At 60.9% G+C, this 14,524-nt stretch carries 12 protein-coding genes; 7 read left to right on the forward strand and 5 right to left on the reverse strand.

Annotated elements, in window-relative coordinates; genetic code table 11:
* The first annotated feature begins 3 nt into the window (after nucleotides 1–3).
* The 6 genes from tssM to APT59_RS22505 are packed head-to-tail and all read left to right on the forward strand — an operon-like array spanning nucleotide 4 to nucleotide 10,352.
* Complete coding sequence (gene tssM, locus APT59_RS21690; RefSeq protein WP_059316736.1) at nucleotides 4–3,447, forward strand: type VI secretion system membrane subunit TssM; 3,444 nt, start codon at nucleotides 4–6, stop codon at nucleotides 3,445–3,447.
* The gene (locus tag APT59_RS21695; RefSeq protein ID WP_059316737.1) at nucleotides 3,447–4,178 is read left to right on the forward strand and encodes a PP2C family protein-serine/threonine phosphatase; all 732 of its coding nucleotides are present in this window, start codon (nucleotides 3,447–3,449) and stop codon (nucleotides 4,176–4,178) included. Before tssM ends, APT59_RS21695 begins: the two co-directional genes overlap by 1 nt.
* Nucleotides 4,175–5,140 carry a serine/threonine-protein kinase gene (locus tag APT59_RS21700; RefSeq protein ID WP_059316738.1) on the forward strand — a complete coding sequence of 322 codons (966 nt, stop codon included), beginning with the start codon at nucleotides 4,175–4,177 and terminating at the stop codon, nucleotides 5,138–5,140. Before APT59_RS21695 ends, APT59_RS21700 begins: the two co-directional genes overlap by 4 nt.
* A gap of 26 nt (nucleotides 5,141–5,166) precedes the next feature.
* Entirely contained in the window at nucleotides 5,167–7,206 is a 2,040-nt protein-coding gene (tssI, locus tag APT59_RS21705; protein WP_059316739.1) for a type VI secretion system tip protein TssI/VgrG, read from the forward strand.
* Nucleotides 7,207–7,263: 57 nt separating this feature from the next.
* Nucleotides 7,264–9,633 carry a hypothetical protein gene (locus tag APT59_RS21710; RefSeq protein ID WP_059316740.1) on the forward strand — a complete coding sequence of 790 codons (2,370 nt, stop codon included), beginning with the start codon at nucleotides 7,264–7,266 and terminating at the stop codon, nucleotides 9,631–9,633.
* Nucleotides 9,634–9,635: 2 nt separating this feature from the next.
* A complete protein-coding gene (locus tag APT59_RS22505) occupies nucleotides 9,636–10,352 on the forward strand; it encodes a hypothetical protein (protein WP_156428983.1) in 717 nt (238 codons plus the stop codon).
* 17 nt (nucleotides 10,353–10,369) lie between these two features.
* Here APT59_RS22505 and APT59_RS21715 read toward each other — a convergent pair whose 3' ends face one another.
* On the reverse strand, nucleotides 10,370–11,044 hold the full coding sequence (locus APT59_RS21715; RefSeq protein ID WP_059316741.1) for a uracil-DNA glycosylase family protein: 675 nt from the start codon (nucleotides 11,042–11,044) through the stop codon (nucleotides 10,370–10,372).
* Between the two features lie 141 nt (nucleotides 11,045–11,185).
* Here APT59_RS21715 and APT59_RS21720 point away from each other — a divergent pair, with 141 nt between their 5' ends.
* Entirely contained in the window at nucleotides 11,186–11,563 is a 378-nt protein-coding gene (locus APT59_RS21720) for a glutaredoxin family protein (protein ID WP_059316742.1), read from the forward strand.
* A 111-nt stretch (nucleotides 11,564–11,674) separates the two neighbouring features.
* Here the strand turns inward: APT59_RS21720 and APT59_RS21725 are convergent, their stop codons facing one another.
* The 4 genes from APT59_RS21725 to purE all read right to left on the reverse strand — a co-directional run bounded on the left by APT59_RS21725 (nucleotide 11,675) and on the right by purE (nucleotide 14,342).
* The gene (locus APT59_RS21725; protein ID WP_059316970.1) at nucleotides 11,675–12,223 is read right to left on the reverse strand and encodes a DUF3299 domain-containing protein; all 549 of its coding nucleotides are present in this window, start codon (nucleotides 12,221–12,223) and stop codon (nucleotides 11,675–11,677) included.
* A 167-nt stretch (nucleotides 12,224–12,390) separates the two neighbouring features.
* Nucleotides 12,391–12,639, reverse strand: a complete 249-nt coding sequence (locus APT59_RS21730; protein ID WP_059316743.1) for a GlsB/YeaQ/YmgE family stress response membrane protein — start codon at nucleotides 12,637–12,639, stop codon at nucleotides 12,391–12,393.
* A 129-nt stretch (nucleotides 12,640–12,768) separates the two neighbouring features.
* On the reverse strand, nucleotides 12,769–13,851 hold the full coding sequence (locus tag APT59_RS21735) for a 5-(carboxyamino)imidazole ribonucleotide synthase (protein WP_059316744.1): 1,083 nt from the start codon (nucleotides 13,849–13,851) through the stop codon (nucleotides 12,769–12,771).
* Nucleotides 13,848–14,342, reverse strand: a complete 495-nt coding sequence (gene purE, locus APT59_RS21740) for a 5-(carboxyamino)imidazole ribonucleotide mutase (RefSeq protein WP_059316745.1) — start codon at nucleotides 14,340–14,342, stop codon at nucleotides 13,848–13,850. Before purE ends, APT59_RS21735 begins: the two co-directional genes overlap by 4 nt.
* Nucleotides 14,343–14,524: the final 182 nt, after the last annotated feature.

Below are 14,524 nucleotides of genomic sequence, written 5' to 3' on the forward strand. Positions count from 1 at the left end.
CCCATGAAAGGATTCATCTCTGCACTCGGGCGGGTGCTGCGCCGCCCCTGGATCTGGACACTGCTGGCGGTCCTAGGGCTAGGCAGCCTGGTCTGGACCCTGGGTCCGCTGCTGGCCTTCGCCGGCCATAGTCCTTGGGCTTCGATTACCCACCGCCTGGCTACCCTTTGCGGTCTATTCCTGGCCTGGGGCCTGGCCATGGTACTGCTGCAAAGCTGGCAGCAGCGCCAACGCCGGCAGCGCCTGGCCAGCGAGGAAGGCCAGCATGACCAGGAGCGTGCCGAACGCATCGATGGCGAGGCCCACGAACTGCAGACCCGTGCTCGCGCCGCCTACCGCACCCTGCACGGTGCCGGCCTCTACCGGGGGCGTAGCCCGCGTTGGCGGCGCGAGCTGCCGCACTACCTGCTGCTGGGTCCGGAAGGCGCAGGCAAGACCTCGCTGCTGGACTTCTCCGGTCTGGAGTTTCCGCTCAACACAGAGCGCTCTCGGCTGACCCGTGACATCAGCGGCACCCGGCATTGCGACTGGTACTTCGCCGAACAGGGCGTGCTGCTGGACACCGCCGGCCGCTATCTGACCCAGGGCGACGCTCCAGTGGACGGCAGCGCCTGGCAGACCCTGCTGCGGCTGCTACGCCGCCAGCGGCGTAGCCGTCCGCTCAACGGCATCCTCGTCACCCTGGCGGTAGAGCAGCTGGCTGGCGGCAACGAAGTTGCCCTGGAAACCCTGGCGCGCCAGGTACGCGCCCGGCTGCACGAGGTGGCACGAGAACTCAAGGTCGAGGTGCCCGTCTACCTGGTGCTGACCCAGGCCGATCGTCTACCTGGCTTCGAGGCCTTCTTCGAGGGTCTCTCCCGCGAGGAAAGCGAGCAGGTGCTGGGCACCACCTTTCGTGAAGCCCAAGACGGCACTGACCCCGGTGTGCTACGCCAGGAGTTCGAGGAATTGCTGCGCCGGCTCAACAGCCAGGTCATCCCGCGCATCCACCAAGAGCGCGACGGCCAACGCCGCGGCCAGATCCTCGACTTTCCCCATCAGCTGAGCCGTCTGGCTGACGGCCTCACCCTGTTCGTCGAACTGGCCTTTTCCGGTAATCGCTACCAGCGCGCCGCCCAGTTCCGCGGCTTCTACCTAACCAGCACCCCGGCGCTGACCCACAGTCTCGACGCCCAGACCCAGGGCATCGGCGATCAGCTTGGCCTACCCAGTACCCTGTTGCCCCGCTACCGCAGCGGTCAGCCGCGCTTCATCCGCCAGCTGTTCAACCGGGTGATCTTTCCCGAGGCTTCCCTGGCCGGCCTCGATCAGCGTGAGCTGCGCCGCCTGAGCTGGGGGCAGCGCGGTCTCTATGCCGCAGCCTTGGCTATCCTGGCCCTGGGTGCAGCGCTTTGGACGACCAGCTTCGGTAGCAACCACGAACGCCTGGAACGACTGCGTGAACTGGCGCAGCACGGCGTACAGGCACGCAGCCAGCTCAAGGCTGGTGCCGATGCCCGTGCCGTCCTGCCGATATTGGACAATGCCTATACTGGCACCCAGGTCTTTCCTGCGGCTGGCGCCACCTCACTAGGCGAGCACACCGGGCTCTATCAGGGCGATGCGGTACGCCCCACCACCGAGGCAGCCTATCACCAGGCGCTGGAAACCTATTTGCTGCCGCGCCTCAAGGCACAGCTGGAGGAGCGCATCCGTGGCAGTCTCGGCGACCGCGAGCGACTGATCGGTTACCTGCGTGCCTACCTGATGCTGCAATTGCCCGAGCGCCGGGACGCCCGCGCCTTGCGCGACTGGGCCGCCGCCGACTGGTCGCAGCGCTATCGCGGTGATGCCCTTACCCAGAACAGCCTGGATACTCACCTGGCCCGGCTGCTTGAACAGGGCTTCGGTACCTATCCGGTGGATGCCCAGTTGGTTAGCCAGGCCCGCCAGGTGCTGCGCAGCGAGTCACTCGCCGCCGTGGTCTATCGCGTCCTGCGCGACCAGGCCAGCAGCCTCCCGGTCTATCGCCTGAGCCAGCATCTGGGTCCCCAGGCGCTCACGTTCGAAGGCGCCGACTATCCTATCCCTGGCTTCTATACCCGGCAGGGCTATGCCCAGACCTTTTCCACCCAGGGCCTGGCAGTGATCCGCGACCTAGCCGCCGACAACTGGGTACTGGGCGATGGCGACGGCATCACCGGCATGGACCTGCGCCACCTGCAGGTGGAACTCGAACAGCTCTACTTCCGCGACTACGCCAATCAGTGGAGCGAAGCGCTCGCCCGGGTCACTCTGCAACCGGTAGGCGATGCCAACCAGGGTGCCCTGCTCCTAGCCGGTCTGACCTCGGCCAACTCACCACTGCTGCAGCTTCTGGTAGAGGTGCGCAACAACACCCGTCTGGCCGCTCCTGCCCAGGAAGCAGCAGCTCAGGGTGAAGCCCTGCCGGACGCCGCGCGCCGCAGTCTGCAGAATCGCTTCGAGAACCTGAACCGGCTGCTCGATGACCAGGGCGCGCCGGTGGCTGACCTGGCGCCGGCCATGGCCGCGCTCAATGACCTCCAGCAGCAACTGGCGGGGCTGGCCCATGCCAGCGTCCCGGACCAGGTCGCTTTCGAGCTGGCCAAGACGCGCATGACGGGCAATCGCGATGCGCTGAACAGTGTGCGCGCCGCCTCCAGTCGTCTACCCACACCGGTCAACGACTGGCTTGGCCTGCTGGTGGACGACAGCTGGCACCTGATCCTCGCTGGCGCCTACGACTACATTAACGCCCGCTACCAGAGTGAGCTGCTGGCAAGCTATCGCAACGGCCTGGACAAGCGTTATCCGTTCAAGGCTGATAGCGAGAGCGACGTTTCCCTCGCCGACTTCCGCGAGTTCTTCAAGGCCCAGGGCACAGCCGACACCTTTTTCGACACCTATCTCAAGCCCTTCGTGACCCGCAGCGAAAGTGATGCCTATCGCCCGCGCAGCATCGATGGTCACAGCCTGCCGCTGTCACGTGACTTTCTCGCCCAGATGGGTCGCACCCAGCAGATCCGCCGCGGCTTCTTTGCCGAGAATCCAGCCGAGCCCGGCATCGTCTTCAAGCTCGAACCCTATTCCCTCGATCCAAATCTGACCCGCGCCGACCTGAACATCGGTAAGGAACGTCTGGAATATCGTCATGGCCCCATCGTCGCCACCACCTTTCGCTGGCCGCAGAACGATGCCCTGAGGACCACCCTGGTACTGGAAGAGCTAGGCGGACGGCGCGTCGGCCTTGAGCAGGATGGCAGCGCCTGGTCGCTGTTCCGTCTGCTGGATCGCATGAAGCTGCAACAGCACAGCGCCCGCGACGTGTTGCTGGTGCAGGCGGATCTGGATGGTCGCCATGCCGGTTACCTGCTGTCCAGCCAGCGTTCCCCCAACCCCTTCGACCTGGCCACCCTGCGCGGCTTCAGGCTGCCGGAGCGCCTCTGATGGCGAAGGCCCTGAGCTGTGCGCGTACCCACCCGGGCAAGGTACGCGCCCACAACGAGGATGCCCTGCTGGAGCGTGCCAGCGACGGTCTCTGGGTCGTCGCCGATGGCATGGGCGGCCATCAGGATGGCGCACGCGCCAGTCGCCTGGTCGTCGAGCGACTCGCCGAGACGCCCCTGAGCGGCAGCCTCGATCAGCGCCTGGAGCAAGTGCGTTGGGTACTTCACGACATCAATCGACGGCTCACCCAGGACCTTACCGTCATTGCCGACGGTACCTCACGACTGATAGGTACCACGGTGGTAGCGCTGTTGCTCGTCGATAGCCAGGCCGCCTGTGTCTGGGCAGGCGATAGCCGTGCCTATCTCTGGCATGGGCATCAGCTCTATCAGTTGACCCGCGACCACCGCCTGCAGGAACGCCTGATCGACATCGACGGCCTCAGCCCGCAGCAGGCGATACGCCACCCTCGAGCCCACGCCCTGACCCAGGCCCTGGGCGCCCGGAATGTCGTGGCGCTGGACGTCGTCCGCTTCGACCTGCAATCCGGCGATCGCCTGCTGCTCAGCAGCGACGGCCTGCATGGCGGGCTGGAGGAGCGCGCCTTGGGCGCTGCGCTTTCCTTGCCGTCACCGGTACTGGCCCTGGAACGACTACTCGATGGCGTCCTTCAGGGCCCCGCGCGCGACAACCTCACCGCTATTGTCATCCATCCCCAGGAGGTCGCATGAACCACCCGGATCCCGCCGTCGACGAAGGTCTCACGCAGTTCGCCTTCGCCCCAACCGGTGCGGCGCCTGCCATTCGTCAATTGGCGCCCTTGCCCGAATTACTAGGCGGTCGCTATCAGCTGGAAAGCTTGCTGGGCGTCGGCGGCATGGGCGCCGTCTACCGCGCGCGCGACCTCCTGCGCGAACAGTACGGCGATCCGGCGCCCCAGGTCGCGATCAAGGTGCTCAACGACGATTTCGCCGAATACAGCGATGCCAACGCCCTGCTCTACGGTGAATTCGCCCTGACCATACGGCTACGCCACCCGCACATCGTTCGGCTGCACGGCTTCGAGATCGACCGTGACAGCGAGCGCGCCTTCATCACCCTTGAGCTGCTGCGCGGTCCGACTCTCGACGCGCTGCTCTGCGATCGTCCCGAGGGCCTTGGCTGGAACGAATTACAGGAGGTCGCCCTGCCGCTACTGGAAGCTTTGCAGTTCACCCACGCCAACGGCGTTCTGCACGGTGACCTCAAACCCAGCAACGTGATCCTCACCCCTAGCGGTCTGCGCCTGTTCGACTTCGGCCTCGGCCAGCCTTGCGAAGCTCTGCTACCTGGTCTACCCCGCCTGAGTCGCAGTCGCCTCAACGCCTGGACGGTGCGCTACGCACCTTACGAGCTGCTTGAAGAGGGAGTGCTGACCCCGGCGGGCGACCTGTACGCCTGTGCCTGCGTGCTCTACGAACTGGCCACCGGCAAGCACCCCTATCGCCGCCTCAGTGCCAAGCAGGCCCGTAGCCTGCAGATCGAGCCCGAACGGCCGGATGCCATGCCCATCACGGCCTGGCGGGTATTGCGTAAAGCATTGGAAATCGATCCGCGGCAACGCCAGCAGGACCTGGGTGAATGGCTCGCCCTCTGGCAGACGCAGGCGCCCGCGCGGCGCTGGTGGCAGCGCCTGCACCCACGTTCCACGTGAAACCTTTGACTGTCAGGAAGACACCCATGTTCAGCGCTGCCAATGCTTCCCGCTTCACCCTGGTCCTGCCGGGTCTCGCCCATGACTTTCAGGTCCTGGCATTCCGCGGGCAGGAAGCCCTCAACGAGCCCTATCGCTTCCAAGTGGAACTCATCAGCGAAAAGTCTGATTGGGCGCTGCAAGACCTGCTCAACCGTCCCGCCTGGCTTAGCCTCGGCCCCGTCGACGTGGGCATTCACGGAATGCTGGGCGCCGTCGTTCAGGGCGACTCAGGCCAGCGACTAACCCGCTATCGCGTGGAGCTGGTCCCCCGCCTGGCCTATCTGGCACAGCGCACCAATTCGCGCATCTTTCAAAATCTCACGGTGCCCCAGATCCTCGTTAAGTTACTTGAAGAGCATGGGATTCTAGAGGGTGCCTATCGCCTGGCGTTGGGTCCGACGCCCTATCCACTGCGCGACTACTGCGTGCAATACGGCGAGAGCGACCTGAACTTTCTGGATCGGTTGTGCGAGGAAGAAGGCATTCATTATCACTTCGAACACCGGCCCGAGGGTGCCGTGCTGGTGTTCGGCGACGATGCCACCAGCTTTCCTCGTCTGACCGCTACGCCCTACCACCCCGGTAGCGGCCAGGTCGTCGATCGCCCGGTCATCCGTGGTCTTGAGGTCGGGATGCAGACCCGCAGCACGCAGATGACCCTGCGCGATCAGGACCCCATGCAACCCCGCCTGCGTCTGGAGAGCCGAAGTGACATCGAGCACCAAGTGGTGCTGGAGCACTACGCCTATCCCGCTGGTTTTCGCGACCGCAGCCGTGGCAAACAACTCAGCAGCCGAGGCCTAGAAGCCCTGCGGGTCGACAGCCAGACGGCCCGGGGCTATGGCGATCAGCCCTGCCTAGCCAGCGGTCATTTTTTGCCTCTGACGGAGCATCCCCGTGCGGACTGGAATCAGTTGTGGCTGCTCACCCGTATTGAACATGAGGGCCGCCAACCCCAGGTGTTGGAGGAAGGCCTAGGCACTCCTGCGCTACTGGCGCTCTCCGACAATGACAGCTGGACCCAGGGCTACCGCAATCGCTTCCATGCCGTTCCCTGGCAACTCCCCTTCCGCCCTTTGCCCCGTCATCCCAAACCCCGCCTGCTCGGTCAGCAAAGCGCAGTCGTCACCGGTCCGGTTGGAGAAGAGATCCATTGCGATGCCCTGGGCCGGGTCAAGGTGCAGTTCCACTGGGATCGCGAGGGGCAAGCGGACGAGCGCACCAGTTGCTGGTTGCGTGTCGCCACCGGCTGGGCTGGCAATCGCCACGGTGCGCTCGCCGTGCCGAGAATCGGCATGGAAGTGTTGGTGGGCTTTCTCGAAGGGGATCCTGACCAGCCGTTGATACTCGGCTGCCTGTACCACGCCGAGCATCAACCGCCGGTGAAGCTGCCCAGAGACAAGACCCGCAGCACCTTCAAGAGCCTGAGTAGCCCAGGTGGTGGGGGCTACAACGAACTACGCATAGAGGATCGCCAGGGGCAGGAGGAAATCCATGTCCATGCCCAGCGCGACTGGGACGAACACATTCGCCATGATCATCGCAGCGAGATCGGCCACGAGCGTCATCAGTGCATCCATGGCAACAGCCACAGTGAGCTGCACGCGGAAGAACACCGCCTCATCCATGGCCTGCGCAAGGCCGAGGTCAAGGCCAGCGACCACCTGCTGATCGGCGGCAGCCAGCACCTCAAGCTGGGCACCGGGCAGTTCGTCGAGGCCGGCCAGGAAATCCATATCAAGGCAGGCGAGCGGGTCGTCATCGAAGCCGCTACCGAGCTCACCCTGAAGGCCGGTGGCAGCTTCATCAAGCTCGACGCGAGTGGCATCACCCTGGTCGGTCCCCTAGCTCGCCTCAACGCTGGCGGCGCCCCCGGCAAGGGATCCGGAATCGCGCTGCAGCTGCCACAGCCACCGGGGGACACACGTGAGGAAGCGGCGGGCGATGCGAATCAGCGAGCCCTTGCCAACTCGTTGGAGCGTGAAGACGCGAAGCCGCAGCGGAAGCTCAACTTTTCCGTCTGACCCCAGCGCATTCAAAGGACCAGCCGCGGCAATGCGGCCTCTGCAAAGGACAGCAGCATGACCAACCCTCCCACCACACAACAAACCAAGGTGGAAAACTGGGCTTACCCTTTCAAGACGAAGAATGGCCAGGACGTCACCAATCCGCAGCTTTACCAGCAAGCCCTGGCCCATGCCCGTGGCGGCACCTACCTGCTGGGCAGCAATGGTCTCTGGCATGGCGGCGTGCACTTCGACGAAGGCACCGCGGCCTACCTGGACCAGTCGCGCATCCACTGTATCGCCGATGGCGAGGTGGTCGCCTATCGCATCGACGATCAGGTCCAGCGCTTCGCACCTGACGAGGGCTCAGCGCCCGAGATCAAGACCTACTCCACCAGTTTTGTCCTGGTTCGCCATCGTCTGGAAGCACCGCAGCTGCCCAACGGCCAGGAGACGCCGCCTTCGCTGGTGTTCTTCAGCCTCTATATGCACCTGCTGGATTGGGCAGGTTACGAGGCCAATCCTGCCCTGCCCCGCCCGCCTTTCTGGGGCGGCGACCGTTATCGGGTGCAGACCCAGGGCGGCAAGCTCAATGTTCGCCAGGAGCCGCGCGGCAATGCGCCGGTACAGGCCGAGCTCGACAACGGTAGCCAGATACGCATTGCCGGGGATGGCGACTGGTGCAAGATCATTGAGGTCCTCGATAACGGTTTGACCCTCCGACCAGGCCGCCCTCAGGCCAGCCTAGGCTATGTCGCCCGCCGCTATCTCAAACCGGAAGCCGCGCCCAAGGCGCAGAACAGCGTAGTGGTGCTGGAACAGCCGTTCTCCATCAAGGCTGGCGTTCTATTGGGCCATCCCGGCCTCTATGAAGGCCGACAACAGATCCACTTGGAAACCTTCAGCTGCGACGACCTCCCCGCCTTCATCGAACACAGCCGCGCCTGGGCCGCCAAGCTGCCCGAGAGCGAGAAGACGCTACTGAAAATCCATGCCGGCGCCAGCAAGCTCATCACCCATCGACCCGATATCGATGCCAACCATCCTCCGAGGATCAGTGATCCAGGCGTTCAAGTAGGCGTAGACCTCATCCTAAGCCAAGCTCAACTGGATGCTCTGCCTGCTGCAGACAAGATCGTGATCGCCGCGCGTAACGAAGGTGGCGTTCGTATATCGGAACAGCACTGGTGGCATTTGAAAGGGCTATTGGCAGATGCCGAAGGAAACCCTATTGATGGGTGGCTTTGTGAGCAGGAATTTATTACTAGCCGGCATAGTTCGTGGGAGTGGGTAGATTACCTGACTGCAGAAGAAAAAGTTCCTCCTCTTTCAGCACTGGCCTATCATTTCGACGCTAAGAATTTTTTGAACCCTGAAGAAAAACACTCTTATAAGGAAAATATAAGTCAGGCTCAAAATAGTGAAGTTCGAGTTCTTCTCTATAGAATACTCAAGCTAGATCATAGTCGAAAGCTAACCAATAGAGAAATAGAAAGTGGACTTCGGAAATCTTGGCAAGCAAGTGCTATCAAGAAGATCTCGGCGCATAGCGAAAGCGAATGGGCTTGGACAGATGAAAAATGGACTAGCCTAGACGCTTTAATGACTCATAACAGAAAACCCAACAGATGCTGGGAAGACGAAAAATTAAAAATAAAGCCTATGGCTTGGTTGACACAGCAAGTATGTAGCACGCTCTTGCTAGGAAGCTCCAAATTTTGGCACCTTGAATGCACCGAACTTATATCATGCAATAAATCCAACTTAAGCCTGATAGATAAAGATCGCTTTTTAAAACTATACAAGAAAGAGCATGATAACTTTTCTCCACAGGTTCAAAACACACTAAACGAAAAGTCGCTTGAAAATCTTTCCGAACTTATCGAAAGCCTTAACAATCACTACAGATCCACACAACAAAAATCAAACATCTACGAAGTAGCATACATGCTAGCCACCGCTAGGCACGAAACCTACCACTATTTATCGCGAGAGTTTTTTAGCAAAAAACCAGAAATTGGGAACCTGTCATACTTCGATAAATATGATCCTATTTTAGCGAATACGGTACAGTTGAGAAGAAGAGCTATAGACAATGGCAACAAACAACAGGGCGATGGCTATAAATATAGAGGTAGAGGCTGCGTTCATCTCACTTGGAAAAATAACTACGCCAAGGCTTCCGAAAAATTCAAAATCGATTTCGTTTCTAATCCTGACTTGGCTGCAGAATTTAGGTATTCAGTACCTATAATGATCTGGGGAATGACGGACGGCATCTTCACTGGGAAAAAGCTTAAAGACTATATAAATTCTGAAAATATCGATTTCGAAGGGGCAAGGAAGATAATCAATGGAGCTGATCAGAAAGCCTTGATTGCCAAATATGCCAGAAAGTTTCTTGATATCCTAAATTCAACATCACGACTACCAAAGGAGTTTTAGCTTTGTCCTTCAAAACTGTAGCAATTCTTTTTAGCGTTATGCTATTGAACTTCACCGCTTACGCAAATGAATTAGAGGCAAAAAAGATCGACCAAAGAGACATAATATTTAAATCAAGAGACAAAACTCTAAGGTACAGAAATATTATCGGATATAAAGATGGCTCTTTTAGAGATTTAATAAAAATTAATTCAACACCTTCACTTTACTCATCAGCTGATGGCGAAAACTATTATACATTAAAGGCGGAGGGTAACGAAATAAAGGTTGACTGCCTATATTCTGATGTCAGAAATCCCTTTAATGGAATACGAATTCGTAAAGGAATCTGCGGACTGAACCAAAATCTAAATTCCGAATATACCGATTCAGCCTTCAACTTAACTGATAAATGGCAAAGCGAAACTTCTAACATAGATACCAGCCTCCTTATTGAACGCGGGGAGCCTGTTGAAGTTCTAGTGAGCGAAAATTCGGAAATAAAAATTAGTCAACGCTATTCAGAGCTATCAGATCTAGAAAACTCCACACCAGATGCTATAGTCGAAGTCTCCAACAGCTGCTTTAACCTCGGGAAAAGAAGATTATATGTAGTCAGCCACAAGCTTTCTCACGAATTGGAAGCTGTATTCATCGAGCCTCACGGTGAAGAATTTACGATCCGAAACTTAGCAGACGAAATAAAAAACATAAAAACGTCATCCTGCTCTAAGCGATAAGATCTAGAGCAAAGCGCTTATTTTTTGATTAATGCTTTTACACGCATTTCTAACAACCCCGGAAACCTCGTATACCACGTCTGATTCAACGGCGAAGGATGCGGCAGTGGATAGAGGGTCAGTGTCTTGCACACGCCCTCCTCCGTTTCCAGGGTGACCTCGATGCTGCTTTCGAAGCGGTCTTCGCTTTTCCAGAAGGCCTCCAGGCGAGTGCGCTCTTCCTTGGATTGGCCGATGCCGAACCAGAGGAAGGCTTCACGGCCAAAGGTGATGAGCTGGGTACCGTGCCAGTGTTCCACCAGCAGGCGGCGCATCAGGGGGTGGAAGGTCTTTTTTATCCGTTCCGACCAGGCTTTGTTGCCCAGGGGTTTGTAGGGCACGGTGTTAGCCCAGAAGAACTGCTGGCTCAGGCTGCGGCTGGCCTCGAAATCGGCCGGGGGATGGCCGTACAGGTGTTTGTAGAGGATCTTGCGGGCGATCTGGCCGCCGCTGCCGATGAAGGGCTCGCCGTACTTCACTTCCTCCCGCCCTGGATCGCGGCCGAAAAAGCCCAGGGGCGCCTCGGGATCGCCCAGACCGATGATGGGGTCCAGCGGGTCCTTGGCGAATTGTTCGTAGATCGGAAGATCGACACCAGGAAGGTCGGCGGCGAGTTGGCGAAAGGCTTCGCGCTCTGCGGAAGACAACGGCATGCAACAGATCCCCATCGAGGAATTAATCCCTCTTGTAGAGCGCTGCCTTGCGGGTGACGTTCCGTAACGACTGGCGGAGCGGCAGCCTTGGGGCGATAGGGTAAACTGCCCGGCTCGAACGACCCCTCAAGGTGAATCCCGTTGATCAATCTGCTACGCAACGGCCTCGGCCAGGTGATCGTCGGCCTGGATCTGGTGACCCGGCCGCGCAAGCTCAAGCGCAGTGAGCAGGCCCAGGCTGCCATCGAGGCGGAACTGGCGAATCTGTCGCTCTATCAGTTCCAGGCCTGCCCCTTCTGCGTGAAGACGCGCCGCGCCCTGCATCGGCTGAACCTGCCGATCCGGCTCAAGGACATCAAGAAGGACCCGCAGCTGCGTGCCGAGCTGGAACAGGGCGGTGGCCGGGTTAAGGTGCCTTGCCTGCGCATCGACGAAGGCAGCCAGAGCGTATGGATGTACGAGTCGGACGACATCATCGCCTATCTGGAGCAGCGCTACGGTGAGCGGCAGCCGGCGTGATGCCTGAGTGGTGAGCCGTAGCGGACAAGGCTGCACCGTTGTCCACGCTACGCATTGCTTGGGTTCGTTGGGCTTCGACGGTGGAGCTGTCTCGGTCCAACCTACGGGTTGTTACAGGTCGCTTTCTTCGACCTTGCGGACCTTGCTGGCGTCCAGGGTATAGGACGCTTCAGCCAGGTCGTTGTCGACCGACTCGGTGTGCAGGGTGCCTACGACCCAGTAGGGCTCATAGATGTCCGGTAGCGGCACGCCCTTGGGGTAGCGCACCAGGACGATCTGGTTCGGCGGTGGCGGTGGCACGTGGATGCAGGCGCCCGGATAGGGCACCAGGAAGAATTCGCGGAAATTGCCCTTGGCGTCGGTCTCCAAGGGCACCGGAAAACCACCCAGGCGCACGTTCTTGCCATTCAAGGCGGCCACGGTACGAGTGGAGTGCATAACCTCGGGCAGGCCATTGTCTTTCTGCTTGAGCCCGCCCGGCGAGCCGAAGCCGCCCGGCGCCTCCGGGCTGTTGTGGGTGATCTCGGGCATGGTCTCCAGGGCCCGGCGATCTTCCGCGGTGAGCAGGTCCAGCCAGTTGGTTTCCGGCGGTTCGCCCTTGGCGGCGTGAGTCAGCAGGGGCAGGCTGGCGAGCAGCAGGGTGATGAGCAGTCTGGGCATGATGAGCAGGCTAGGCGCAAAAGTCCGAGTGTGCGGCGCGGCGGTCCAAGGGTCCAGACCCACGACCGCCAACCAGAGCGTCTTCCATAAAAAAGCCCCCGGGTCGACGGGCGACTCCGAGGGCTGAAAACCTGTGTAGCTAGGCTTCGCCGAGGCGAAGCGGCGTCTTAGCGACGCTTGGTCACCATGCCGTAGATAAACAGCACGATGATGGCACCGACCACGGCACCAATGAAACCTGCGCCTTCACCGGCACGGTAGATGCCCATTGCCTGGCCCAGGTAGGTAGCGACCACGGAGCCGACGATGCCCAGAATGATGGTCATGATCCAGCCCATGCTGTCGTCGCCCGGCTTGAGAAAGCGGGCAACCAGGCCGACGATGAGACCGATGATGATGGTTGCGATGATACCCATGTGAAGAATCCCCTGTTTGAGTGCTGGTAAGACAACGCCGGTCAGCAGGCGTCGTTGTACTCTCCGACCACCGGTGATCGGCTGAGGTTCAGGGGGAAAACGGCTTCCGTACACGGAAGCCGTTTGGCATCAGTCCTGGATCAGGGCTTCCAGGGCGGCGATGCGGGTCTGCAGGGTCGCGGCGTCAGCACTGCGCAGGGTGGCGTGACCGACCTTGCGGCCGGCCTTGAAGGCCTTGCCGTAGTGGTGCAGGTGGCAGTCTTCCAGGGCGGTGACGGCTGCTACCGGCGGCACCGAACCGATGAAGTTGACCATGGCGCTCTCGCCGACCTTGGCGGTGGAGCCCAGCGGCAGGCCAGCCACGGCGCGCAGGTGGTTCTCGAACTGGCTGCACTCGGCGCCTTCGATGGTCCAGTGCCCGGAGTTGTGCACGCGCGGCGCGATCTCGTTGGCCTTGAGGCCACCCTCGACCTCGAAGAACTCGAAAGCCAGCACGCCGACATAGTCGAGCTGCTCCAGCACGCGGCGGGCATAGTCTTCGGCCAGGGCCTGCAGCGGGTGGTCGGAACTGGCCACCGACAGGCGCAGGATGCCGCTTTCGTGGGTGTTGTGTACCAGCGGATAGCAGGCCACCTCGCCGTCACGACCGCGCACGGTCACCAGGGAGACCTCGCCGGTGAAGGGGACGAAGCCTTCCAGCAGCAGGGGGACGCTGCCCAGTTCGGCAAAGGCGCCGGCGACGTCTTCCGGTTGGCGCAGGACCTTCTGGCCCTTGCCGTCGTAGCCCAGGGTACGGGTCTTGAGCACCGCCGGCAGGCCGATACGGGCCACGGCGGCGTCCAGGTCGGCCTGGGACAGGACATCGGCGAACGCGGGCGTAGGAATGCCCAGGTCGCGGAACATGGACTTTTCGAACAGGCGGTCGCGGGCGATGCGCAGGGCTTCGGCCGATGGATAGACCGGTACGAACTGCGAGAGGAAGGCCACGGTTTCAGCCGGGACGCTCTCGAATTCGAAGGTCACCAGATCGACTTCATCGGCCAACTGGCGCAGGTGGTCCTGGTCGCCGTAGTCGGCGCGCAGGTGTTCACCCAGGGCAGCGGCGCAGGCATCCGGCGCCGGGTCGAGAAACGCGAAGTTCATGCCCAGCGGCGTGCCGGCCAGGGCAAGCATGCGGCCCAGCTGGCCGCCACCGATGACACCGATCTTCATGCCTGCTCCCTCGGATCGGGATTGTCCAGCACGGTGCGGGTCTGCTCGTCACGGAAGGCGTTCAGCCGCTCGTGGTACTCGGGATGCTTGCCGCCGAGGATGCTGGCGGACAGCAGCGCGGCGTTGATGGCGCCAGCCTTGCCGATGGCCAGGGTGGCGACCGGTACACCGGCGGGCATCTGCACGATGGACAGCAGGGAGTCGACGCCCGAGAGCATGGACGACTGCACGGGCACGCCTAGCACCGGCAAGTGGGTCTTGGCGGCGCACATGCCCGGCAGGTGGGCGGCGCCACCGGCACCGGCGATGATCACCTCGATACCGCGACCGGCAGCCTCTTCGGCGTACTGGAACAGCAGGTCGGGGGTGCGGTGGGCGGAGACCACCTTCACTTCGTGGGGAATGCCCAGCTTGTCCAGCATGTCGGCGGTGTGGCTCAGGGTGGACCAGTCGGACTTGGAGCCCATGATCACGCCTACGAGTGCGCTCATCGTCGTGCCTCTGAAATGAAGAAGCCACGCGGCGGACGTGGCTTGGGAAATGAGCGGCACAGTATAGACGAAAGCGGGGCGGAGCGTGCTCCTGCGCCGGGTATCGCCTGTCGGTTGGAGGACAGGGCATGGCGCCCTTGGGATGGGGGGTGGTGTGAAGTGAAAGGTACGGGCCAGAGGGC

Origin of the sequence: Pseudomonas oryzihabitans (assembly GCF_001518815.1) — a bacterium.
Taxonomy (GTDB): Bacteria; Pseudomonadota; Gammaproteobacteria; order Pseudomonadales; family Pseudomonadaceae; genus Chryseomonas; species Chryseomonas oryzihabitans_E.